Source organism: Streptomyces sp. WAC06614 (genome assembly GCF_003949795.1).
GTDB lineage: Bacteria > Actinomycetota > Actinomycetes > Streptomycetales > Streptomycetaceae > Streptomyces.
The window spans coordinates 1-15,103 of record NZ_RPRY01000178.1 but is presented as its reverse complement, the minus strand read 5'-3'; the positions used below and the strand labels follow the sequence as shown (position 1 = coordinate 15,103).

Annotated in this window: 14 protein-coding genes; 6 read left to right on the top strand and 8 right to left on the bottom strand. The window is 74.2% G+C overall.

All coding sequences use genetic code 11. The annotated features are described in order from the left end of the window. The 3 genes from EF918_RS22405 to EF918_RS22395 all read right to left on the bottom strand — a co-directional run. Positions 1-1,259: serine hydrolase (locus EF918_RS22405; protein WP_148141253.1), on the bottom strand; the 1,259-nt coding region annotated here is incomplete at its 3' end. 95 nt (positions 1,260-1,354) lie between these two features. Beyond that, positions 1,355-2,182: a siderophore-interacting protein gene (locus EF918_RS22400; RefSeq protein WP_125649608.1), complete on the bottom strand. Its 828-nt coding sequence runs from the start codon at positions 2,180-2,182 to the stop codon at positions 1,355-1,357. Positions 2,183-2,218: 36 nt separating this feature from the next. After that, positions 2,219-3,136, bottom strand: a complete 918-nt coding sequence (locus tag EF918_RS22395; protein ID WP_125649617.1) for a 5'-3' exonuclease — start codon at positions 3,134-3,136, stop codon at positions 2,219-2,221. Positions 3,137-3,315: 179 nt separating this feature from the next. Between EF918_RS22395 and EF918_RS22390 the strand changes: the two genes are divergently transcribed. Both EF918_RS22390 and EF918_RS22385 read left to right on the top strand, forming a co-directional pair. Further along, positions 3,316-3,909: a helix-turn-helix domain-containing protein gene (locus EF918_RS22390; protein WP_125649605.1), complete on the top strand. Its 594-nt coding sequence runs from the start codon at positions 3,316-3,318 to the stop codon at positions 3,907-3,909. Positions 3,910-3,913: 4 nt separating this feature from the next. Further along, entirely contained in the window at positions 3,914-4,633 is a 720-nt protein-coding gene (locus tag EF918_RS22385; protein WP_125649602.1) for a helical backbone metal receptor, read from the top strand. 66 nt (positions 4,634-4,699) lie between these two features. On the opposite strand, the gene EF918_RS22380 is transcribed toward EF918_RS22385, so the two are convergent. Beyond that, a complete protein-coding gene (locus EF918_RS22380; RefSeq protein WP_125649599.1) occupies positions 4,700-5,884 on the bottom strand; it encodes a TDT family transporter in 1,185 nt (394 codons plus the stop codon). A gap of 70 nt (positions 5,885-5,954) precedes the next feature. Here EF918_RS22380 and EF918_RS22375 point away from each other — a divergent pair, with 70 nt between their 5' ends. After that, on the top strand, positions 5,955-6,881 hold the full coding sequence (locus EF918_RS22375; protein WP_185921861.1) for a LysR family transcriptional regulator: 927 nt from the start codon (positions 5,955-5,957) through the stop codon (positions 6,879-6,881). Positions 6,882-6,930: 49 nt separating this feature from the next. On the opposite strand, the gene EF918_RS22370 is transcribed toward EF918_RS22375, so the two are convergent. The 3 genes from EF918_RS22370 to EF918_RS22360 form a co-directional block, all read right to left on the bottom strand. Continuing rightward, positions 6,931-7,641: a gamma-glutamyl-gamma-aminobutyrate hydrolase family protein gene (locus EF918_RS22370; RefSeq protein WP_125649596.1), complete on the bottom strand. Its 711-nt coding sequence runs from the start codon at positions 7,639-7,641 to the stop codon at positions 6,931-6,933. Positions 7,642-7,684: 43 nt separating this feature from the next. After that, positions 7,685-9,151, bottom strand: a complete 1,467-nt coding sequence (gene eat / locus EF918_RS22365; protein WP_260610502.1) for an ethanolamine permease — start codon at positions 9,149-9,151, stop codon at positions 7,685-7,687. A gap of 171 nt (positions 9,152-9,322) precedes the next feature. Continuing rightward, complete coding sequence (locus EF918_RS22360; RefSeq protein ID WP_125649591.1) at positions 9,323-10,090, bottom strand: FadR/GntR family transcriptional regulator; 768 nt, start codon at positions 10,088-10,090, stop codon at positions 9,323-9,325. 77 nt (positions 10,091-10,167) lie between these two features. On the opposite strand from EF918_RS22360, the gene EF918_RS22355 reads away from it, so the two are divergent. Genes EF918_RS22355 through EF918_RS22345 form a run of 3 tightly spaced genes read left to right on the top strand, consistent with a single transcriptional unit; the run spans position 10,168 to position 13,718 of the window. After that, the gene (locus EF918_RS22355; protein WP_125649588.1) at positions 10,168-11,532 is read left to right on the top strand and encodes a glutamine synthetase family protein; all 1,365 of its coding nucleotides are present in this window, start codon (positions 10,168-10,170) and stop codon (positions 11,530-11,532) included. Between the two features lie 8 nt (positions 11,533-11,540). Further along, positions 11,541-12,920, top strand: coding sequence for an aldehyde dehydrogenase (locus EF918_RS22350; protein WP_185921860.1), 1,380 nt, complete (start codon positions 11,541-11,543; stop codon positions 12,918-12,920). 6 nt (positions 12,921-12,926) lie between these two features. Continuing rightward, entirely contained in the window at positions 12,927-13,718 is a 792-nt protein-coding gene (locus EF918_RS22345; protein WP_125649585.1) for a 3-oxoacyl-ACP reductase, read from the top strand. Positions 13,719-13,740: 22 nt separating this feature from the next. Here EF918_RS22345 and EF918_RS22340 read toward each other — a convergent pair whose 3' ends face one another. Continuing rightward, positions 13,741-14,943, bottom strand: coding sequence for an amino acid deaminase/aldolase (locus EF918_RS22340; RefSeq protein ID WP_125649582.1), 1,203 nt, complete (start codon positions 14,941-14,943; stop codon positions 13,741-13,743). Between the last annotated feature and the right edge of the window lie 160 nt (positions 14,944-15,103).

Below are 15,103 nucleotides of genomic sequence, written 5' to 3'. Positions count from 1 at the left end.
CCGGACGGGGGGTGGGCGTAGTCGGTGGGGGAGCGTTCCGCCTGCGCCTCCTGGGCGTAGAGCCCGGCGGCCAGGCCCAGCCAGTCGGTGGTGGCCTTGCCGTGCTCGGCGGTGTCGAAGAAGTCCAGGGCGACGGCGTCGGCCAGGCCCGCCGGGGCGGCGTTGGTGAGGACGACGATGCCGAGCTCCTCCAGCGGGAGCATCGTGACATTGGTGTTGGCGCCGAGGGCGAAGGCGCCGGAGTGGCTCAGGCGCAGGCGCCCGGCGTCGTCGTAGGAGACGTTCCAGCCGAGCCCGTAGAAGCCGGCGCGAGCGGTGGGGGTGGCGGGCGGCTGCGAGACGATCGCGGGGACGTGGGTGCGTTCCAGCGGAGCGGCCGCGACGACCTGCCGGCCGTCGAGCCTGCCGTCGCCGAGCTGGAGCCGCATCCAGCGGGCCAGGTCCCGGGCGGTGGAGCTGACGCCGCCGGCCGCGGCCTGGGCGTCGGGGACCCGGGCGGGGCCGGGGGTCCAGCCGCCGCCGTCGGCGCGGACGTGGGTGACGGCGCGGTCGGGCCGGGCGGCGTAGGCCTGGTAGGTGGTGGCGGTACGGGTCATCCCGGCGGGCTTGAACAGGGTGTCCTGGCTGAGCTTCTCCCAGGTGGTGCCGTGGTCCCGGGCGACGGCCTCGGCCGCCGCGGTCATGCCGAAGTTGGTGTAGGCGTAGCTGGCCCGGAAGGGGGCCAGGGGCTCCAGGCGGAGGTGGCCCAGGATGTACGACTGGTCGTATCCCAGGTCCTCCAGGAGGTCACCGGCGTGGTCGGGCAGGCCGCTGCGGTGGGAGAACAGGTCGGCGGTGGTGACGTGCGCGCTGACCCAGGGGTCCTTGAGGGCGAAGCCGGGCAGGTCGCGGTGGCGGTCCCAGTCCTCGGCGCGCCCGAAGGTGCCGGCCACCACGGTGGAGGCGATCGGTTTGGACACCGAGGCGATCTGGAAGACCGTGTCGGGATCGATCCGCTCGGGCCGGCCGGCTTGGCGCACCCCGAAGCCCTTGAGGTAGACCACCTTGTCCCGGTGGACGACGGCCACGGCGACCCCGGGGACCCCGGTGCGCTTCATGCCGTCCGTGACGTAGCCGTCGAGGCGGTCCAGGGCGGTGCGCAGCTGGGCGTCGCCGATCTGCGGGCGCGGCGGGGGAGGCGGGCTGGGCGCGGCGCTCGCGGGGCCGGCGGCCAGCGCCACGACGAGCCCGGCGACGCCGAGCGACCGCGCCGTACGCATGGCCACATTCTCCCGCCGACGCGGCGGCCCCGCACGCGCGGAGCGTGCGCCGGGCGGCGCGGCCCGGCGGGGTCGGGAAGGCCGGGGCGAGCGGCCTAGGCCTCCTGCTCGGCCTCGACCTGGGCGTTCCAGTCGCGCTTGACGGCGCGCCAGCCCTCGTCGGTGTGGCCGAGGCGCCAGTAGCCGGAGATCGACAGCTGCTCGCGCGGCACCGCGCGCTCGACGCGCAGGTAGTGGCGCAGCTCCTTGACGAAGCCGGCCTCGCCGTGGACGAACGCCTGTACGTCGGGCGAGGGGAACTCCAGGGAGGTGACCGCTTCGACCAGGGCCTCGCCCACCGGGCGGGCCCCGCGATGGACCCAGAGGGGCGTGATCCCGTCCGGGGTGGCGATCTTCTGTTCGTCGTCCGGGCCGTCGACCTCGACGAAGGCGAAGACCTCCGCGCCCGGCGGCATCTGCTCCATGGTCGCGGCGATCGCGGGCAGCGCCGACTCGTCGCCCGCCAGCAGGTGCCAGCCGGCCTGCGGGTCGGGGGCGTAGGCGCCGCCGGGGCCCAGGAAGCGGACCGGCTCGCCCGGGCGGACCCGGGCGGCCCACGGGCCGGCCAGGCCCTCGTCGCCGTGGACGACGAAGTCGATGGTCAGCTCCAGGTGGGCCCGGTCCCACAGCCGGACGGTGTACGCCCGCTGCCGCGGCCACTGCTCGCGCGGGAACGTGGCCCGGATCAGGTCCAGGTCCCACGGCTCGGGGTAGGAGACGCCCTCGGGGGCGAACAGGAGCTTGACGTAATGGTCCGTGAACTCCTCGGCGGCGAATCCGCGCAGCCCTTCACCGCCCAGGACGACGCGCACCATGTGTGGCGTGAGCCGCTCCGTGCGTACGACGACTGCGGTGCCGACTGTGCGAACGCGTCCTTCAGCCACGGCGTCTCCCCTGACTCCCCTGAAACTTAGGTTAGGCTAAGCTAGCACGTCAGGGCGGAGTGCGGCAGTCAACCGCGACACCGCACCGCCCAGACCCCACCGACGGGCCAGCGCCTCCACCACCTCAGGATGCGCCGGAACGGACGGGAGCGCCGGGTCGAACGGGGGCAGCGGGACGTCCGGGGCGACCTGGACCACCTTCGGCGCGACCTCGATGTACGGCCGGGATTCATCCAGACGCCTGCGCTGCGTCGGAGTGAGCTTCGAGCGCGGATCGGCGACCGCCGCCATGATCCCGGCCAGGTCCCCGTACGCCGCCAGAAGCTTCGCCGCCGTCTTCTCGCCGATCCCCGGCACCCCCGGCAGGCCGTCGCTCGGGTCCCCGCGCAGCAGCGCCAGGTCCGCGTACCCCGGGCCGTCCACCCCGTACTTCTCGCGCAGCAGCGCCTCGTCGGTGACCTGGAGGGTGCCGACCCCCTTCAGCGGGTACAGCACCCGCCGCTGCCGGGCGTCGTCGACGAGCTGGAACAGGTCCCGGTCGCCCGTGACGATGTCCACCGGGCCGGTCGCCCGGGCCGTGAGCGTGCCGATGACGTCGTCCGCCTCGTACCCCGCGACACCCACGCGGGCGATCCCGAACGCGTCCAGCGCCGCCTCGATGATCGGCACCTGCGGCGCCAGGGTGTCGGGCACCTCCTCCTCGTCCGGGCCGGCCGGCACCTCCTGTGCCACCCGGTGCGCCTTGTACGAGGGGATCAGCTCCACCCGCCAGTGCGGCCGCCAGTCGGCGTCCATGCAGGCCACCAGCTCGTCCGGGCGGTGGTCCTGGACCAGCCGGGCGATGAAGTCCAGCAGTCCGCGCACGGCGTTGACGGGGGTGCCGTCGGGGGCCCGGACGGAGTCCGGCACGCCGAAGTACGCGCGGAAGTAGAGCGAAGCGGTGTCGAGGAGCATCAGGCGTCGGGTCACCTGTCCGATCATGCCGTACACCACGGACAGTGACGGTCCGGGCACTGGAGTTCACCTCGGGCGCACCCACGGGTCCGCCCGTGCACGCGAAACCGGGGGCCGATGCTGCGTAAGGTGCTTACAGCACATCCATGTGCGCCGGACAAGGGGAGGGCAGCCCCGCCATGGACGACAAGGAAAAGGAAAAGGACGTCAAGGAACCGCTCAGGGTCGGAGTGGCCGTGCGCAAGCGGCGCCGGGCGCTCCAGCTCACCCTCGCCGCGGTGTCGGCGCGCAGCGGGCTCTCGGTGCCCTTCCTCAGCCAGATAGAGAACGAACGGGCCCGGCCCAGCATGCGCTCCCTGGAGCGGGTCGCCGACGCGCTGCAGACCACGGCCGTCGAACTGCTGGCGGCTTCGGACACCGCGCGCACCGTGGATCTCGTACGGGCCGCCGACGCCTCCGGCCTGGAGCCGGTGCCGGGCGTACGGCCGCTGGTGCGCGGCCACCACCAGCTGCACGCCCTGGAGTTCACCGGGGACCAGGACGCCGGGCGCGAGTACCAGCACCGCAACGACGAGCTGATGTACGTGGTCTCCGGCGCCTGCCAGGTGGAGGCGGAGGGCCGGGCCTACCGGCTGGAGAGCGGCGACTCGCTGTTCCTGTCGGGCGGGGTGCGCCACCGCTGGCGCACGGTCACCGAGGACACGCGGATCCTGGTGGTCGCGGTGGGCGACCACATCCACGCGACCTCCGAGCCGCCCTCCCCGGGGCACTGACCCGGTGCGGCGCGTCGTCTCGCTGGTGCCCTCGCTGACCGACGCGGTCGCCGCGAGCGGGCCCCCGGAGCTGCTGGTGGGGGTCACCGACTGGTGCACCCACCCGGCCGGGCTGGACGCCGTACGGATCGGCGGGACGAAGAACCCGGACGTGGCCGCGATCGTGGCGCTCCGCCCCGATCTGGTGATCGCCAACGAGGAGGAGAACCGCGCCCCGGACCTGGCCGCGCTCCGGGCCGCCGGGCTCCCGGTCCTGGTCACGGAGGTGCGGACCCTGCCGCAGGCCTTCGCCGAGCTGGACCGGCTGCTGACCGGCGCCCTGGGGCTGCCCCGGCCCGGATGGCTCACCGCTGCGGAGAAGGCCTGGGCGGGGGTGGAGGCGGTCGGCGTCCGGCGGGCGTTCGTGCCGGTGTGGCGGCGGCCCTGGATGGTGCTGGGCCGCGACACCTTCGCCGGGGACCTGCTGGCCCGGCTCGGCGTGGTCAACGCCTACGGCAGCCACCCCGAGCGGTACCCGAAGGTGCCCGCGGAGGAGCTGGCGGCGTCCGGGTGCGACCTGGTGGTGCTCCCCGACGAGCCCTACCGCTTCACCGCCGAGGACGGCCCCGAGGCCTTCCCCGGCATCCCCGCCGCCCTGGTCAGCGGCCGGCACCTGACCTGGTACGGGCCCTCGCTGGTGGAGGCCCCGCAGGTCCTGGCCCGGGCGCTGGCCGAGGCGCGCTGAGCGCCGTACGGGACGGGAGGCTCCGTACGGCGCTCAGCGGGACCGGGGCACCGGCGCTACCGGGGGTCAGCGGGCGGGGGCGGCGGCGGGGGCCGGTGCGGGCGGGGCCAGCAGCCGGCCGGCGGCCAGGCCGCGCACGGTCCGCACGGCGGCGGTCAGCCAGGCGGCCACCAGGAAGGCGAACAGGGCGGCCGCGAGCCACTGGAAGGCGACCAGTCCGGTGTGCCGGGACAGGCCCTCGGCGCCGGTGACACAGGTGCCGACGGGGAAGGTGAAGGCCCACCAGGTCAGGGCGAACGGCATCCCGGCCCGGGCGGCCCGGACCACCATGGCCAGCGCCAGCGCCAGCCACAGCAGGGCGAAGCCGATCACGGGGACCCCGTAGACCACGGCGAAGGCGGCCAGGCCTCCGGCGTACGGGGCCTGCACGGCGCCCGCGGCCTGGTCGGCGAGCTGGTTGACGGCGGTGACGGACTGGCCCATCGGGCCGAGCACGAGGAACAGGGTCGGGGTCAGCGCCAGCGGCAGCGGACCGGCGACGATCAGCCGGCCGACGATCAGCGGCAGCAGCATCAGGGTGGCGAGCAGGCTGATGCCGAACATGGCGTAGCAGGCCAGCAGCATCCCCTCGCGGGCCTGCCCGGCGGGCAGGTGGGGCACGAGCAGCGGGCCGACGGCGGCGGAGACCATGGGGGCCACCAGCGGCAGCAGCCAGACCGGGCCGGCCTGGCCGGGCTCCACCCGGTGCCGCACGACCATCAGGTAGGGCACGGCCACGGCCGCGACCAGGCCGACGGCGGTACCGGCGGTGAAGAGCACGGCGTCCACGGCGACCGCCACGCCCTCGCCGACGAGGTCCTTGCCGACGAGCAGGGTGCCGGCGCCGACGGCCAGCAGGGCCATGGCCAGACAGCCGTAGAAGGGGGCCACGGCCGGGTCGAGGAGGTGGGCGCGGGCCTGGTCGCGGTGGTACAGCCAGTGCCCGGCACGGGCGACGAGGACCACCACCAGGGCCACGGCCGACAGGGCCCAGACCACCTGGCAGGCGGTGCGCAGGCCGGGGACCCCGTACGGGAAGGAGGCGCCGGCGTTGGCGACGATGGCGGTGCCCATCACGGCCGCGTACCAGTTGGGGCCCAGGTGGCGCAGCGCCGGCAGGCGGCGCGGCTGCGGGGTGGTGAACGGACCGGGCAGGGGGTGGTGCCGGTGCGGGACGTGGTGCGGGTGCCGGGTCTCGGCGACGGTGGCCATGTCTCCACTGTCGTGCCGGGGCGATCACCTGCGTAGACGGCGATCTCCTATGAGGCCATAAACTCCATTTATGAGTAGGAGGAACGTTCCGCTGGCCCACCGGGTCCCGGACCTGGGTGCCCTGGAACTGCTGCTGGCCGTGGCCCGGCTCGGCAGCCTGGGCGCCGCCGCCCGGGAGCTGGGCATCACCCAGCCCGCCGCCAGCAGCCGGATCCGGGCGATGGAGACCCTGCTGGGGGTGGCCCTGGTCGACCGTTCCCCGCGCGGTTCGAAGCTCACGGACGAGGGGGCGCTGGTCACGGACTGGGCCCTGCGGATCGTGGAGGCGGCCGAGGCCTTCGACGCGGGCGCGCAGGCGTTGCGCGGCCGGCGGGACTCCCGCCTGCGGGTGGCGGCCAGCATGACCATCGCCGAGTACCTGCTGCCGGGCTGGCTGATCGCCCTGCGCGGGCAGTGGCCGGCCACGGCCGTCTCGCTCCAGGCCGGGAACTCGGCCCTGGTGGCGGCCCGGGTGCTCGGGCACGAGGCGGACCTCGGATTCGTGGAGGGGGTGACCGTGCCGGAGGGGCTGGCCTCGGCGGTGATCGCCCAGGACCGGCTGGTCGTCGCCGTCGCCCCCGGCCACCCCTGGGCCCGCCGCCGGTCCCCGGTCCCGGCGGCGGAGCTGGCCGCGACCCCGCTGGTGCTGCGGGAACGGGGGTCGGGGACGCGGCAGGTGCTGGACACCGCCCTGGCCGCGCACGGCGGGCTGGCCGCGCCGCTGCTGGAGCTGGCGTCGACCACCGCGGTCAAGGCGGCGGCCGTCAGCGGGGCCGGGCCGTGCGTGCTGTCGGAACTGGCCCTGGTGGACGAGCTCGCCGGCCGTCGTCTGATCGAGGTCCCGGTCGAGGGCGCCGTACTGGGGCGGGCCCTGCGCGCGATCTGGCCCACGGGCACCCGCCCGGCGGGTCCGGCGCGCGACCTGCTGTCCTTGACCCGGGCACCGGCCGCCCGCTGACCCGGGCGCGGGCGCGGGCGCGGGCGCGGGCCGGGGCCGGGGGACCGGCTCAGCCCACCGCGACCGCCGTACGGGCCAGGGCGGCCTCGACCAGAGCGGCCATCACGCGGGTGTCCTCGTCGCGCTCCGGGTGCCACTGCACGCCCAGCACCCAGCGGTCCGGGTCGGGCAGTTCGACGGCCTCCACCGTGCCGTCCGCCGCGTGGGCCGAGACCACCAGGCCCCGCCCGAGCCGGTCGACGGCCTGGTGGTGGTACGTCGGGACCTGCGCCTCCTCGGGGACCAGCGCGGCGTAGCGGGTGCCCGGCACCGGGGTGACGGGGTGCCAGGACATCCTGCCCGGGGTCTCGATGTGCCCGTCCAGGTGCTGGATCAGCGTGCCGCCCAGGGCCACGTTCAGCGCCTGCATGCCGCGGCAGATGCCCAGGACGGGGACGTCCGCCGCCAACGCCGCTCCGATCAGGGCCAGTTCCCACGCGTCCCGCTCGGTGGCCGGCGGGCCGGTGCGGGGGTCGCGCTCGGCGCCGTAGCGGGCCGGGTCCACGTCCGGGCCGCCGGCTACGACCAGGCCGTCCACCCGGCTCAGCACCTCCGCCGCCGACCCGGGCTCGTCGGGCGGCAGCAGCACGGCCGCGCCCCCCGCCGCCTGGACCAGCCGGTGGTACCCGGTCGGGGTGAGGACCGTGGGAACGCCGTCCCACACGCCGAAGCGGGTGGACGACTCCACGTAGGTGGTGATGCCGATGAGCGGCCTGGACACGGTGCGTACCTCCAACGGACGACGAGGGGGTGGTGCGGAGCGGTCAGTCGCGGGTCAGCTCGGCCTCGGCCGCCGCCAGCGCCGCGAACTCCTCCTCCGGCGCGGAGGCGACCAGCCGGTGCCGACTGTAGATCGCGAAGTAGCCCAGCGCGGCCGCGTACACGGCCAGTGCGATGAATGCGGCGTCCTTGTCCACCAGGAAGGTGGCCACCAGGGCCGCCAGGGCCAGTACGAAGGCCACCGTCGAGGTGACCACCCCGCCCGGAGTCCGGTAGGGCCGGGGCAGGTCGGGCTCCCGGCGGCGCAGCACGATGTGGGACAGGGCCATCAGGGCGTAGGAGATGGCGGCGCCGAACACCGCGATGTTGAGCAGCCGCTGGCCGTCACCGGTGGCCGCGGCGAGCGCGAAGCCGAGCGCGCCGGGGATCAGCAGCCCCAGGTACGGGGCCTTGCGCCGGGAGGTCAGGGACAGGAAGCGGGGCAGGTAGCCGGCCCGGGAGAGGGCGAACAGCTGCCGGGAGCCGGCGTAGATGAGGGAGAAGAAGGAGGCCACCAGGCCCGCCAGACCCGCGTAGTTGACGAAGGTGCGCAGCCAGGACAGCCCCTGGTCGCCCTCCAGGGCCACCAGCAGCGGATCGCCGGCCTCCTTGATGGCGTCGGCGCCGCGCGCCCCGGTCGAGGCGAGGAAGGTGAGCAGGGCGAGCAGGGCCAGCACGCCCATGGACAGGGTGAGCGCGCGGGGCATGGAGCGCACCGGGTCCTTGGCCTCCTCGGCGGCCAGCGGGACGCCCTCCACGCCGAGGAAGAACCACATGCCGAAGGGGAAGGCCGCCCAGATGCCCAGCACGCCGAGCGGCAGCCAGGAGCCGGAGCCGAGGGCGGTGGGGTCCACGGGGACGTCGTTCAGTTTGCCGGGGTCGAATGCGGTGAAGGCTCCGACTGCGAAGATCAGCAGCGCGACGACGGCGACGGCGGTGACGACGAGGGAGAAGCGCAGGGCCTCGCCGACCCCCCACAGGTGGATGCCGAGGAAGAGCGCGAAGCAGACGAGGTAGACGGGCCAGCCCGAGGTGAGCCCGAACAGACCCAGGGACTCGACGTACTTACCGATGAAGATGACGATCGCGGCGGGTGCGAGGACGTACTCGATGAGGATGGCGGTACCGGTCAGGAAGCCGCCCCAGGGCCCGAGCGCCCGGCGGGCGAAGCCGTAGCCGCCACCGGCCGTGGGCAGGATCGCGGACAGCTCGGCCAGGGAGAAGACCAGGCAGGCGTACATGACGCCCATGACGACGGTGGCGACGGCGAGTCCGCCGAAGCCGCCCTCCTTCAGGCCCGCGTTCCAGCCGGAGAAGTCGCCGGAGACGACGTAGGCGACCCCGAGCCCGGTGAGCAGCAGCCAGCCCGCGGAGCCGCGGCGCAGGGTGCGGCGTTCGAGGTAGCCGTCGTCGCCGTCGGGGGACGGGGTGGGTCCGGGCACGGCGGCGGTGGTGCGTGTCGGTGCCTCGATGTCGTCGGCCATGTGCGCTCCTGCCTCAGGGCAATGGTTGTGCCGCGTACCTTTGCCTGTCGGGCGGGCGGTGCGCAAGACCCTTGCGTTAAACCCGGGTTACGTCCGTCGCCGCCGTCGCCCCCGCCGCGTGCCGCGCGTGCCTCCCGTCCGTCGCCGCCGTCACCCCCCTCACGCCAGGAAGCCCCGCAGCAGCGCCGCCGTGCCGCAGCAGTGCTCGCGCATGACCGCGCGGGCGGCCTCCGCGTCCCGCTCCAGTACGGCGTCCACCAGGACGGTGTGCTGCTGCTGGGAGTGCTCCAGGTTGCGCACCAGCAGCGGGATGCAGTCCAGCAGGTCGTTGACCGTGGCCCGGACGGCGGCGTACTGGGCCGTCAGGGTGGCGGAGCCGGCCAGCTCGCACAGGGCCAGGTGGAACAGGGTGTCCTGGCGGCGGTAGTCGGACAGCGGCGCGTCATGGGTGGCGGCCAGCGCCGCCCGCAGCCGCGCCCGTTCCGGTGCGGTCAGCCCCTGGGAGGCGCACAGCCCGGCCGCGCCCACCTCCAGGACCTCGCGGAACCGCAGGACGTCCTCCATGTCCACCGAGGCGACCCGGCGGCGCAGTGCCTCCTCGGCGCCCATGGCCGGGGGGTCGGGCCGGGGCAGCACGAACGTACCGCCGTAGCGGCCGCGCCGGGACTCCACCAGGCCCTGGTCCTGGAGCACCTTGAGCACCTCGCGCAGGGTCACCCGGCTGATCCCCATCCGCTCCGCCAACTCCCGCTCGGGTGGCAGCCGTTCCCCGGCGGGCACCAGGCCCAGCCGGACCACCTGGAGGATCTGCTCCAGGGCCTCCTCGAAACCGTTGCCCGCCCGTACCTGGCGCAGCACGGGAGTCAGCCGCGCCCAACCGGGCGGCGCCCCCACGCCCGTACCGCTCTCGCCGGCCGTGTCCGTCATCTCGGCCTTTCCCCTTCCCAAGCAATGGTTCTTTTCAATACCTTAGGCCTACTCGGCTCACCGAAGGAGAGAATCCCGTGGTTGACCGCACGCCGCCGCTGGCCGTCGAGGAGCTCCGGGCCCTCGTCGCGAGCGGTGAGATCGACACCGTCGTCCTGGCCTTCCCCGACATGCAGGGGCGCCTCCAGGGCAAGCGGTTCGCCGCACCGTTCTTCCTCGACGAGGTGCTGGAGCACGGCACCGAGGGCTGCAACTACCTCCTGGCCGTCGACACCGACATGAACACCGTCGACGGCTACGAGATGTCCTCCTGGGAGCGCGGCTACGGCGACTTCGCCCTGCACCCCGACCTCGCCACCCTGCGCCGCGTCCCCTGGAACGAGGGCACGGCCATGGTCCTGGCCGACCTGGCCTGGCACGACGGCAGCCCGGTCGTCGCCGCCCCCCGGCAGATCCTGCGCCGCCAGCTCGAACGGCTCGCCGACCTCGGGTTCACCGCCCAGGTCGGCACCGAGCTGGAGTTCATGGTCTTCCGCGACACCTACGAGCAGGCCTGGAGCTCCGGCTACCGCGGCCTGACCCCCGCCAACCAGTACAACATCGACTACTCCGTCCTCGGCACCGGCCGCGTCGAGCCCCTGCTGCGCCGCATCCGCAACGAGATGCAGGCCGCCGGCCTCACCGTGGAGTCCGCCAAGGGCGAGTGCAACCTCGGCCAGCACGAGATCGCCTTCCGCTACGACGAGGCCCTGGTCACCTGCGACCAGCACGCCGTCTACAAGACCGGGGCCAAGGAGATCGCCTCCCAGGAAGGCGTCGCGCTCACCTTCATGGCCAAGTTCGACGAGCGCGAGGGCAACTCCTGCCACATCCACCTCTCCCTCACCGACGCCGACGGGCGCAACGCCATGGCCGGCGACGGGCCGGGCGGCATGTCGCCGACCATGCGCCACTTCCTGGCCGGCCAACTGGCCGCGCTGCGCGAGTTCTCCCTTCTCTACGCCCCCAACATCAACTCGTACAAGCGTTTCCGGCCGGGCTCCTTCGCCCCCACCGCCGTCGCCTGGGGCGTGGACAACCGCACCTGCGCCCTGCGCGTCGTCGGCCACGGCCGCTCGATGCGCTTCGAGAACCGCCTCCCCGGAGGCGATGTCAACCCCTACCTCGCCGTCGCCGGCCTGGTCGCCGCCGGCCTCTACGGCATCGACAACCGCCTGGAACTGCCCGAGGCCTGCTCCGGCAACGCCTACGCCGCCGACCTGGAGCACGTCCCCTCGACCCTGCGGGAGGCGGCCGAGCTCTGGGAGACCAGCGAGATCGCCAAGGCCGCCTTCGGCCCCGAGGTGGTCGCCCACTACCGCAACATGGCCCGCGTCGAACTCGACGCCTACGACTCCGCGGTGACCGACTGGGAACTGCGCCGCTCCTTCGAACGACTGTGAGGAACCACGTGCCCGTCGAGCCGGACCCCGTCCAGCTGGAAGTGCTCAACCCGGCCACCGAAGAACGTGTCGCCCTCGTCCCGGCCGCCACACGGGACGATGTCGACACCGCCGTCGCCCGGGCCGCCGCGGCCCAGCGCGGCTGGGCCGCGGCCGCCCCCGCCGACCGCGCCCGCCTGCTGCGCCGCTTCGCCTCCGTGGTCGACGACCACATCGAGGAACTCGCCCGGCTGGAGGTCCGCGAGGCGGGCCACACCGTCGGCAACGCCCGCTGGGAAGCCGGCAACGTCCGCGACCTGCTCGACTTCGCCGCCGGCGGCGTCGAGCGGCTCTCGGGCCGCCAGATCCCCGTTCCCGGCGGACTCGACGTCACCTTCCTCGAACCCCTCGGCGTCATCGGCGTGATCGCCCCCTGGAACTTCCCGATGCCGATCGCCGCCTGGGGCCTGGCCCCCGCCCTCGCCGCCGGCAACGCCGTCCTGCTCAAGCCCGCCGAGACCACCCCGCTGACGGCCCTGCGGCTGGCCGAGCTCGCCCTGGAGGCCGGGATCCCCGAGCACCTGTTCCAGGTGCTCCCCGGCACCGGGCCGGTCGCCGGCGACGCCCTCGTCGAGCACCCGGGCGTGGCCAAGATCGTCTTCACCGGCTCCACCCGGGTCGGCAAGCAGATCATGGCCAAGTGCTCCGCCCGGGTGAAGCGCGTCACCCTCGAACTCGGCGGCAAGAGCCCCAACATCGTCTTCGCCGACGCCGACCTCGACGCCGCCGCCGCTGCCGCGCCCATGTCCTTCCTCGACAACACCGGCCAGGACTGCTGCGCCCGCACCCGGATCCTGGTCCAGCGCGAGGTCCACGACCGCTTCCTGGAACTGCTCGCCCCCGGGATCGAAGGCGTCCGGGTCGGCGACCCGGGCGACGAGAAGACCCAGATGGGACCGCTGATCTCGGCCGCCCAGCGCGAGCGGGTCCGCTCCTACGTCACCGACGGCCTCACCACGATCCGCGGCACCGCCCCCGAGGGCCCCGGCTTCTGGTACCCGCCGACCGTGGTCACCGGCGTCGCCCCCACCGCGCCGGTCGCCACCGAGGAGGTCTTCGGCCCCGTCGCCGTCGTCCTGCCCTTCGAGGACGAGGAGGAGGCCGTACGCCTGGCCAACGCCACCGAGTACGGGCTCTCCGGGTCGATCTGGACCCGCGACGTCGGCCGTGCGATCCGCGTCTCGCGGGCCGTCGCCGCCGGCAACCTGTCCGTCAATTCCCACAGCAGCGTCCGCTACTGGACCCCCTTCGGCGGCTACAAGCAGTCCGGGCTCGGCCGTGAACTCGGCCCCGACGCCCTCGCCGCCTTCACCGAGACCAAGAACGTCTTCATCAGCACGGAGGCCTGAACCACCATGACCGACCGCACCGAAGAGATCGTCTGCCGCCGCCTGGTCGGCCGTACCGCCGTCATCACCGGGGCCGGCAGCGGCATCGGGCTCGCCACCGCCCGCCGGCTCGCCTCCGAAGGCGCCCACGTCGTCTGCGGCGACATCGACGAGACGGCGGGCAAGGCCGCGGCCGAGGAGGTCGGCGGCACCTACGTCAAGGTCGACGTCACCGACCCCGAGGAGGTCGAGGCGCTGTTCCGCACCGCGTTCGAGACCTACGGCTCCGTCGACATCGCCTTCAACAACGCCGGCATCTCCCCGCCCGACGACGACTCCATCCTGGAGACCGGCCTGGAGGCCTGGAAGCGGGTCCAGGAGGTCAACCTGACCTCGGTCTACCTGTGCTGCAAGGCCGCCCTGCCGTACATGCGGCGCCAGGGCAAGGGCTCGATCATCAACACCGCGTCCTTCGTCGCGATCATGGGCGCGGCCACCTCGCAGATCTCGTACACCGCCTCCAAGGGCGGCGTGCTGGCCATGTCCCGCGAGCTGGGCGTGCAGTTCGCCCGCGAGGGCATCCGGGTGAACGCGCTGTGCCCGGGACCGGTCAACACCCCGCTGCTGCAGGAGCTGTTCGCCAAGGACCCCGAGCGGGCCGCCCGGCGCCTGGTCCACATCCCCGTCGGCCGGTTCGCCGAGGCCGAGGAGATCGCCGCCGCCGTCGCCTTCCTGGCGAGCGACGACTCCTCGTTCGTCAACGCCAGCGACTTCCTGGTCGACGGCGGCATCTCGGGCGCCTACGTCACCCCGCTGTAGGGGACACGGGACACCGGCGGGATCAGAGGAAGGTGCGGCCTTCGCCCCGGTACGTCGGGACGGAGGCCGTCACCCGGTCGCCCTCCACCAGGTGCAGCTCCTCGAACCGCTCGCACATCTCGCCCGCCTTGGCGTGCCGGAACCACACCCGGTCGCCGATCAGCAGATCGTCGGCCGGGGCGCCCAGCAGCGGGGTCTGCACCTCACCGGCCGCCTCCTGGCGGTCGTAGCGCAGCCCTTGCGGCAGGTACGGGACCGGCAGCCGGTCCCGGCCCGGGGCGCCCGAGGCCGGGTAGCCACCGCCGAGCACGGTGACCACGCCCACGCCGGGACGGCGCACCACGGGCTGGGCGAACAGGGCGGCCGGGCGGCCGCGGAACGAGGTGTAGTGGTCGAACAGCCGCGGCTGGTACAGCCCCGACCCCGCGGCGATCTCGGTCACCGCCTCCTCGGCCGCGGTCCGCTGGACGCTGCCGGTGCCGCCGCCGTTGACGAACTCCAGGTCCGGGACCACCTCGCGGACCGCGCGGACCGCCTCGGCCCGGCGGGCCGCCAGCTCCGCGGCGGCCGTGCGCTGCATCAGCCGGACCGCCTGCGCGCGCAGCGGCCGCCCGGCCGGGGCGTCGCCGACCCCGGCGATGTGCCCCTCGTACCCCATCACCCCGACCACCTTGAACCCGGGCCGGGCGATCACCGCCCGCGCCAGCGCGGCCAGTTCGGCGGGCTCGCGCAGCGGCGAGCGGCGGGCGCCGAAGCGGACCAGGCCGGCCAGCAGCTGGAGCGAGGTGTCCAGCTCCAGACAGACCCGGATCTCCTCGCGCCCACCGTCCCGGGCCCGGTCGATCAGCTCCAGCTGCGCCTGGTCGTCGACCATGACCGTGACCGCGGCGGCCAGCTTGGGGTCCGAGGCCAGCTCGGCGAAGCCGCGGCGGTCGGCCGACGGATAGGCGAGCAGGACGTCGTCGAAGCCGGAGCGGGCCAGCCACAGCGACTCGGCGAGCGTGTACGACATGATCCCCGCGAACCCCGGCCGGGCCAGGACGCGTTCGAGCAGGGCCCGGCAGCGGACGGACTTGCTCGCCACCCGCACCGGCTTGCCGCCGGCCCGGCGGACGATGTCCTCGGCGTTCGCGTCGAAGGCCGCCAGGTCCACGACGGCCAGCGGGGCCTCGAGATGGGCGGTGGCCCGGTCGTAGCGGGCCCGGTCGGCGGCGGGGGAAGTCATGCGCGCAGCTTGCCAGAACGTCATACCGGTGGGTAGGGGTCGCCGACGGCAAGATCGGCCCGAACGGGCCGTAAAGTACGGGCAGGCAGCCGCGAGGGCACGGAACGGGGGGCGGAGCCGCAGCATGACGACACCGAACCCGACCCCCCCACGCCCGAAC

What these genes read in the sequence shown, in the direction of transcription:
- EF918_RS22375 (WP_185921861.1), top strand. Translation starts at nt 5,955, where the DNA reads ATGAGTAGGAGGAACGTTCCGCTGGCCCACCGGGTCCCGGACCTGGGT.
- EF918_RS22345 (WP_125649585.1), top strand. Translation starts at nt 12,927, where the DNA reads ATGACCGACCGCACCGAAGAGATCGTCTGCCGCCGCCTGGTCGGCCGT.
- EF918_RS22395 (WP_125649617.1), bottom strand. Translation starts at nt 3,136, where the DNA reads ATGCTCCTCGACACCGCTTCGCTCTACTTCCGCGCGTACTTCGGCGTG.
- EF918_RS22390 (WP_125649605.1), top strand. Translation starts at nt 3,316, where the DNA reads ATGGACGACAAGGAAAAGGAAAAGGACGTCAAGGAACCGCTCAGGGTC.
- EF918_RS22380 (WP_125649599.1), bottom strand. Translation starts at nt 5,884, where the DNA reads ATGGCCACCGTCGCCGAGACCCGGCACCCGCACCACGTCCCGCACCGG.
- EF918_RS22340 (WP_125649582.1), bottom strand. Translation starts at nt 14,943, where the DNA reads ATGACTTCCCCCGCCGCCGACCGGGCCCGCTACGACCGGGCCACCGCC.
- EF918_RS22360 (WP_125649591.1), bottom strand. Translation starts at nt 10,090, where the DNA reads ATGACGGACACGGCCGGCGAGAGCGGTACGGGCGTGGGGGCGCCGCCC.